Annotated in this window: 6 protein-coding genes; 2 read left to right on the forward strand and 4 right to left on the reverse strand. The window is 67.7% G+C overall.

Annotated features, from left to right (window positions below; all coding sequences use genetic code 11):
• Positions 1 to 80: 80 nt before the first annotated feature.
• The 4 genes from H0X90_RS32960 to H0X90_RS32975 form a co-directional block, all read right to left on the reverse strand.
• On the reverse strand, positions 81 to 1,211 hold the full coding sequence (locus H0X90_RS32960; RefSeq protein ID WP_048989086.1) for a 2-aminoethylphosphonate--pyruvate transaminase: 1,131 nt from the start codon (positions 1,209 to 1,211) through the stop codon (positions 81 to 83).
• Positions 1,212 to 1,258: 47 nt separating this feature from the next.
• Positions 1,259 to 2,986 carry a putative 2-aminoethylphosphonate ABC transporter permease subunit gene (locus H0X90_RS32965; protein WP_077190221.1) on the reverse strand — a complete coding sequence of 576 codons (1,728 nt, stop codon included), beginning with the start codon at positions 2,984 to 2,986 and terminating at the stop codon, positions 1,259 to 1,261.
• Complete coding sequence (locus H0X90_RS32970) at positions 2,983 to 4,065, reverse strand: putative 2-aminoethylphosphonate ABC transporter ATP-binding protein (RefSeq protein ID WP_060212286.1); 1,083 nt, start codon at positions 4,063 to 4,065, stop codon at positions 2,983 to 2,985. The genes H0X90_RS32965 and H0X90_RS32970 overlap by 4 nt, the downstream gene beginning before the upstream one ends.
• Before the next feature lie 97 nt (positions 4,066 to 4,162).
• The gene (locus H0X90_RS32975; protein ID WP_077190222.1) at positions 4,163 to 5,218 is read right to left on the reverse strand and encodes a putative 2-aminoethylphosphonate ABC transporter substrate-binding protein; all 1,056 of its coding nucleotides are present in this window, start codon (positions 5,216 to 5,218) and stop codon (positions 4,163 to 4,165) included.
• A 209-nt stretch (positions 5,219 to 5,427) separates the two neighbouring features.
• Between H0X90_RS32975 and phnA the strand changes: the two genes are divergently transcribed.
• Both phnA and H0X90_RS32985 read left to right on the forward strand, forming a co-directional pair.
• Positions 5,428 to 6,666, forward strand: coding sequence for a phosphonoacetate hydrolase (phnA, locus tag H0X90_RS32980; protein ID WP_006485766.1), 1,239 nt, complete (start codon positions 5,428 to 5,430; stop codon positions 6,664 to 6,666).
• Between the two features lie 29 nt (positions 6,667 to 6,695).
• A partial coding sequence (locus H0X90_RS32985; protein ID WP_163126068.1) for an aldehyde dehydrogenase family protein occupies positions 6,696 to 6,990 on the forward strand: 295 nt, incomplete at its 3' end.

A 6,990-nucleotide genomic window follows, 5' to 3' on the forward strand; every position in this document is an offset into this window, starting at 1 on the left:
AAGGGGCCGTGCGGCGCACGGCCGGGAAAACGGGCGGCCGCCTGCGCCTGCGCACGCGGCCGGGGCATCGCGTCACATCGTCATGCCGCCGCTTCGGCCGACACGCGGCGTACGCCCATCGCGCGCAGCGTGTCGGCGATCGCGGCGACGGCGCCCGGAATCCCGGCCTCGCCGAAATGGCCGATGCAGCCGACGCGGAACGTCTCCACTTCGGTCAGCTTGCCCGGATACAGAATGTAGCCGCGCTTTTTGACCTCCTGATAAAACCGCTTGAAGTCGTAGTTCGGATCATCCGGCGCATGGAACGTGACGATGATCGGCGCCTGGATCGCCGGATCGAGGAACGGCCGGAAGCCGAGCGCGCACATCCCGTCGAGCAGCGCGCGGGTGTTGCGCTGGTAGCGGCCGCCGCGCGCGGCGAGCCCGCCTTCGTCGATGTATTGCGCGACGGCCGCGTCGAGCGCGGCGACCACGTGCGTCGGCGGCGTGAAGCGCCACTGCGTCGTGCGCTGCATGTAGACCCACTGGTCGTACAGGTCCATCGCGAGCGAGTGGCTGTTGCCTTCGCAGCGTTCGAGCGCGCTGCGCTTCGCGATCACGAAGCCGAGCCCCGGCACGCCCTCGAGGCATTTGCCGGACGCGGCGATCACTGCGTCGAACGGCGTCGTGCGCGCGTCGATGTCGATCGCGCCGAACGAGCTCATCGCGTCGACGATCAGCGCACGCCCGTGCTTCGCGACGGCCTGTGCGACGTCGTGCAGCGGGTTCAGCACGCCGGCGCCGGTTTCGCAGTGCACGAGCGCGACGTGCGTGATCGACGGATCGGCGGCGAGCGCGCGCTCGACGTCGGCCGGATCGACGCGGCGATCCTCGCGGTAGTCGATCGTCGTGAGCCGGCGGCCGAGCACGCGGCAGATCTTCGCGAGGCGCTGGCAATACGCGCCGTTGTTCGGCACCAGCACGTGGCCGTCGCGCGGCACCAGCGTGCCGATCGCCGCTTCGACCGAGAACGTGCCGCTGCCTTGCAGCGGTACGCATTCGTGCGTGCCTTCGCCGTGCACGATCTGCAGCAGGCGTTCGCGCAGCCGCGCGGTGATCGCGTTGAAATCGCCGTCCCACGAGCCCCAGTCGCGCAGCATCGCGTCGCGCGTGCGCTCGGAGGTCGTCAGGGGGCCGGGGGTCAGCAGGATGGGCTGGGCAGCGAGCGTCATGGTGTCTCCTCGATGAAGTCGGGACGTCACGTGAATGCGGCAGGGAATCAACGGCGATGCGGGTTGCGCCATGCCTGCGTACGGCGCAGCAGGCGGTGCGAGATGCAGGCGAACAGTACGCACGCGAACGACGAGGTCGCGAGCACGAGCGTGGCCATCGCGGCGGCCGGGCCCATCTGGCCCGCGTCGTCGAGGTTCAGGATCGCGACCGACGCGGGCTGCGTGTCCGGCGAGTACAGGAACGCGACGGCCGACACCGTCGTCATCCCGTTGACGAACAGGTAGCGCGCGATCAGCAGGATCGCGGGCAGGCACACGGGCACCGTCACGCGCAGGAAGGTCTTGTAGAACGGCACCTTCAGCGACGCGGATACCGCCTCGAACTCGCTGTCGATCTGCCGGAGCGCGGTGACGGCGGTGAGGTGGCTCGACGCGTAGTAGTGGACGACCGTGACGATCGCGAGCAGCCACAGCGATCCGTACAGCCCGTTCAGCGGATTGCCGGGCGCGTTGAACAGGAAGATGTAGCTGATGCCGAGCACGAGCCCCGGCACGCCCATCGGCAGAATCGCGCACAGGCTGAGGAAGCCGCGCAGCCAGCGTGCGCCGTGGGTCTTCTCGATCAGGTAGGCGCCGCCGAACACGACGATCGTGCCGCCGAGCGCCACCGTCGCGGCCATCCGCAGGCTGTTCTTGTACGCGTCGAAGATGCCGGCCGCGATCAACCCCATCTCGTAATGCTGCAGCCCGAGCGTCATCTGGTACGGCCAGAACTTCACGAACGACGCGAACACCGAGATGCCGACCACCGCGATGAAGAACGCGCACACGAGCGCGCAGTACACGAGCATCGCGGCGTCGAAGCCGCGCGACGGCTTCGGCTGGTACGGCGTCGAGCGCGCGCCGAGCTGCGACTGCTGGCGGCGGCGGATGAAGTAGTCGACGCCGAACGCGACGAGCGCCGGGCACAGCAGCATCAGGCTCACGACCGCGCTGCGGTTGAAATCCTGCAGCCCGATGATCAGCTTGTAGATGTCGGTCGACAGCACGTTGTACGCGCCGCCGATCACGACCGGCACGCCGAAGTCGTTGATGCACATCGTGAACGCGACCATCGTCGCGCTGATCAGCCCGTACTTCGCGCCGGGCAGCGTGATCGTGAAGAACTTGCGCAGGCGGCCCGTGCCCATCGCGTCGGCGGCTTCGTAGAGCCGGCCGTCCGCGAGCGACAGCGCGGTGACGAGGATCATCAGCACGTGCGGGAACGACGCGTACACCATGCTCAGCACGATGCCCGGCAGCCCGTAGATCGAATGGCCGTGCAGCAGCGGCTTCAGCAGCCCCGCATTGCCGAACCAGTAGATGAACGACACGGCCGACAGCAGCGTCGGCGCGAGCAGCGGCAGCAGCGCGATCGTGCGTGCCGCGTTCTTCAGCGGCATGCACGAGCGTGTCAGCGCATACGCGAACGTGAACGCCATCGGCACGACGATCATCGTGACGAGCGCGCCGACCGTCAGCGAATGCAGCATCGAGCGCAGCACGCCGCTGTCCTCCAGATACTCGACGAAGTTGTGCGCGCCGACGAAGCGCCCGTCCGCGTCGACGAAGCATTTCTGCACGACGAGCGCGAGCGGCAGCAGCAGGAACAGCGACATCAGCGCGGCCATTGCGACCAGCGCGAGCTGCGCGAGGCGATCGTGCCAGTGCGTGAGCTGCCGCACGTCGGCGGGGGCGGACGCGCCGCGGCGGCGCTCGGTCAGGACGGTGCTCATTGGAGTCGCTCCTTCGCGCACGGGAACACGCGGACATGCTCGCGATCGAGCGCGAGGTCGATGCGCACGCCGGCCTGCACGCCGGTGCGGTCGACGTCGTGATACGACAGGTCGGCGACGATCTCCTGGCCGTCGAGCCCGTCGATCCGGAAGCTCACGCGGCAGAACGCGCCGAGGAATTCGAGCTTCTCGACGCGGCCGGCCAGCACGTTGTCGGCCGTCTCGCCCGGCACGCGGATGCGCAGGTCCTCGGGCCGCACGTAGACCGACACCGCCGCGCCTTGCGCGGTGCCGTGGCGGCAGTCGAAGCCGATGCCGCCCGCGCGCAGCGTGCCGTCCTGCGCGACCTCGGCGGGAATCGTGTTGACGCGGCCGATGAAGTCCGCGACGAACGGCGATGCCGGCTGCCGGTAGATTTCGAGCGGCGTGCCGATCTGCTCGATCACGCCGTGGTTCATCACGACGATGCGATCGGCCATCGACAGCGCTTCTTCCTGATCGTGCGTGACCATGATCGTCGTCACGCCGAGTCGCTGCTGCAGCGCGCGGATCTCCTGGCGCAGCCGCACGCGCACGCGCGCGTCGAGCGCCGACAGCGGCTCGTCGAGCAGCAGCAGGCCGGGCGAGGTGGCGAGCGCGCGCGCCAGCGCGATGCGTTGCTGCTGGCCGCCGGACAACTGGCCCGGATGCTTGCGATGGCTGTCGGGCAAACCGACCAGCGCCAGCAGCGTATGCACGCGCTCGTGGATCGCGTCGCGCTTCATCTTGCGGTTCACGAGCCCGTATGCGACGTTGTCGTACACGGTGAGGTTCGGGAACAGCGCATACGACTGGAACACGATCCCGTAGTCGCGCAGTTGCGGCGGCAGCCGCGAGATGTCGCGGCCGTCCTGCATGATGTGGCCGGCGTTCTGCGTCTCGAGCCCCGCGATGATCCGCAGCAGCGTGGTCTTCCCGCAGCCGGACGGCCCGAGGAAACAGATCATCTCGCCCTTCATCACGCTCAGGTTGATGTCGGTGAGGACCTGCGTGTCGTTGTACCGCTTCTCGATGCGTTCTACGCTCAGATAAGGTGCCATGCGCGCCTCCATGGAGGGGCGGCCCGGGGGCCGGATTCGACGACGGAAAAAGTGACGCGGGGCGGCGCGCGGCGCGGCCCCGCAGCCGGTCGCGGCGTTACTGCTGCGCTTTCGCGCCGTAGCGCTTCTGCCACGTATCGAGGATCGACTGGCGGTTCTTCGCGGACCACACGAAGTCGTTCTTCACGAGCAGGTCCGAGTAGTTGTCGGGGATGCCGGCCAGCTTCCGCGCGACGCCCGGATACGCGACGATCGCCCACCAGCGCGCGGTGATCTGGTTCGCTTCCTTGCTCGCCATGAAGTCGGCGAGCTTCTTCGCGGCGTCGGGCTGTTTCGTCGTCTTCATGATCGCTGTGCCTTCCATGTCCCAGCCGAGCCCTTCCTTCGGGAACACGAGATCGATCGGCGCGCCCTGCGCCTGCAGTTCGTGGCCGCGGAACTCGAACGAGATGCCGATCGGGAATTCGCCGGTGCCGGCGAGCGTGCACGGCTTCGAGCCCGAGTGCACGTACTGCGCGACGTTCCTGTCGAGCGCGTCCATGAATTTCCAGCCGCGATCGTCGCCGAAGGTCTGCAGCCAAGCGGTCACGTCGAGATAGCCGGTGCCCGACGAAACGGGGCTCGGCATCACGATCGCGCCCTTGTAGACGGGCTTCGTCAGGTCTTCCCACGACGTCGGCTTCGGGATGTTCTTCGCCTGCGCGGCGACGCGGTTGTAGCAGATCGTCGCGCCCCACACGTCCATGCCGACCCAGTGCGGCGGCGTGTTCGCGTCGCTGTACTTGCGCGTGAGCTGGTCGAAGCCCTTCGGCGTGTACGGCATCAGCATGCCCTGCAGGTCGAGCAGCGTGAGGCTCGACGCGGCGAGGCCGAGCACGACGTCCGCGCGCGGATTGTTCTTCTCCGCGAGCAGCTTCGCGGTGACCGAGCCGGTCGAGTCGCGCACCCAGCGGATCTCGAGATCGGGGTTCGCCTTCTCGAACGCGTCCTTGTAGGGCTTCATCGCCTCGTCTTCCAGCGCGGTGTAGACCAGCAGCGACGTCTTCGCGTGCGCCGCGTGCGCGGCGCCGAGCGCCACCGCGGCAGCCAGCGCGACGCGGGCCGCGCCCGCCGCCCATGCGTTCAAACGCTTGTTTACCGGCACTTCGTTCATCTTCAGACCCCTTGACTGTGGCGCCGCGGCACACGGCGGATGAGTGGAGACCAGCCCTCTTGCTGCTTCGTTGTTTTGCTTTCTGTTCTCTGCATGTTGTTGACAATCTACAAATCATCAATTTTAATGTCAAGCATGGAAAACACCTCCCTTCGGCGCGGCGCGGGCGCCGACGGCTCACCCCCTTCGACCTGAAAGGAATGAACGTCATGACTGAAACGCCTGTATCCGTGGAAGTGAACGGCCGCCGCTACAACTGGATGAGCCGGCCCGTGGTGGTCGTGTGCGTCGATGGCTGCGCATACGAATATCTGGAGGAAGCCGCCGAGGCCGGCGTCGCGCCGTTCCTGCGCACGCTGCTGAAGCCGGGCACCGCGCTCAAGGGCGAGTGCGTGGTGCCGAGCTTCACGAACCCGAACAACCTGTCGATCGTCACCGGCGTGCCGCCGGCGATCCACGGGATAAGCGGCAACTACTTCTACGATCGCGACACCGGCGCCGAAGTGCTGATGAACGATCCGAAGTACCTGGTCGCGCCCACCGTGCTCGCGACCTTCGCCGAACGGGGGGCGCGCGTCGCGGTCGTCACCGCGAAGGACAAGCTGCGCCGTCTGCTCGGCAAGGGGCTGAAGGGCATCTGCTTCTCGTCGGAAAAGGCCGACGAGGCGAGCGTCGAGGAAAACGGCATCGACAACGTGCTCGAGCTGGTCGGCAAGCCGGTGCCGAGCGTGTACAGCGCGGACCTGTCGGAATTCGTGTTCGCGGCCGGCGTGCGCCTGCTCGAGACGCGCCCGATCGACCTGATGTACCTGTCGACCACCGATTACGTGCAGCACAAGTGCGCGCCCGGCACCGAAGGCGCGAACGCGTTCTACGCGATGATGGACACGTACCTGCAGCGTCTCGACGCACTCGGCGCGATCGTCGCGATCACGGCCGATCACGGGATGAACGCGAAGCACGACGACGCGACCGGCGAGCCGAACGTGATCTACCTGCAGGAGCTGTTCGACGAATGGCTCGGCCACGATGCGGCGCGCGTGATCCTGCCGATCACCGATCCGTACGTCGTGCACCACGGTGCGCTCGGCTCGTTCGCGACCGTCTACGTGCCGGCCACCGCCGATGCCGACGCGCTGCGCGCGCGGCTCGCGGCGGTCGACGGCATCGAGGTCGTGCTGACGGGCGCCGAAGGCTGCGCGCGCTTCGAGTTGCCGCCCGCGCGGATGGGCGACCTGATCGTGATCTCGAAGCAGGACGTCGTGCTCGGCACGCGCCGCATCAAGCACGACCTGTCGGGCCTCGACGTGCCGCTGCGTTCGCACGGCGGGATCTCCGAGCAGATCGTGCCGCTGATCTTCAGCAAGCCGGTCGCGACCGACGTCACCGGTCGCGCGCGGCTGCGCAACTTCGACATCATCGACATCGCGCTCAACCATCTGCAGTGATGCACGCGCATCCTTGGGGGGATACAGTCATGAACGCCATTGCAGCATCGACGGCCGTCCGCGAGATTCGTCGCGAAGCACTGCGAATCGACGGCGAACGGATTCACCGCGACGCGGTGATCGACGTGCGCAACCCGTACGACGGCGCGCTGGTCGGCACCGTGCCGAAGGCGACGCTCGACGACGTGCGCCGTGCCTTCGCGGTCGCGCGTGCGTACCGGCCGACGCTCACGCGCCACGATCGCGCGGCGATCCTGCGCCGCGCGGCCGACATCGTGCGCTCGCGCACCGCGGAGATCGCGGCGCTGATCACGGCCGAGGCCG

Origin of the sequence: Burkholderia sp. 9775_39, assembly GCF_015712225.1 — a bacterium.
Taxonomy (GTDB): Bacteria; Pseudomonadota; Gammaproteobacteria; order Burkholderiales; family Burkholderiaceae; genus Burkholderia; species Burkholderia cenocepacia.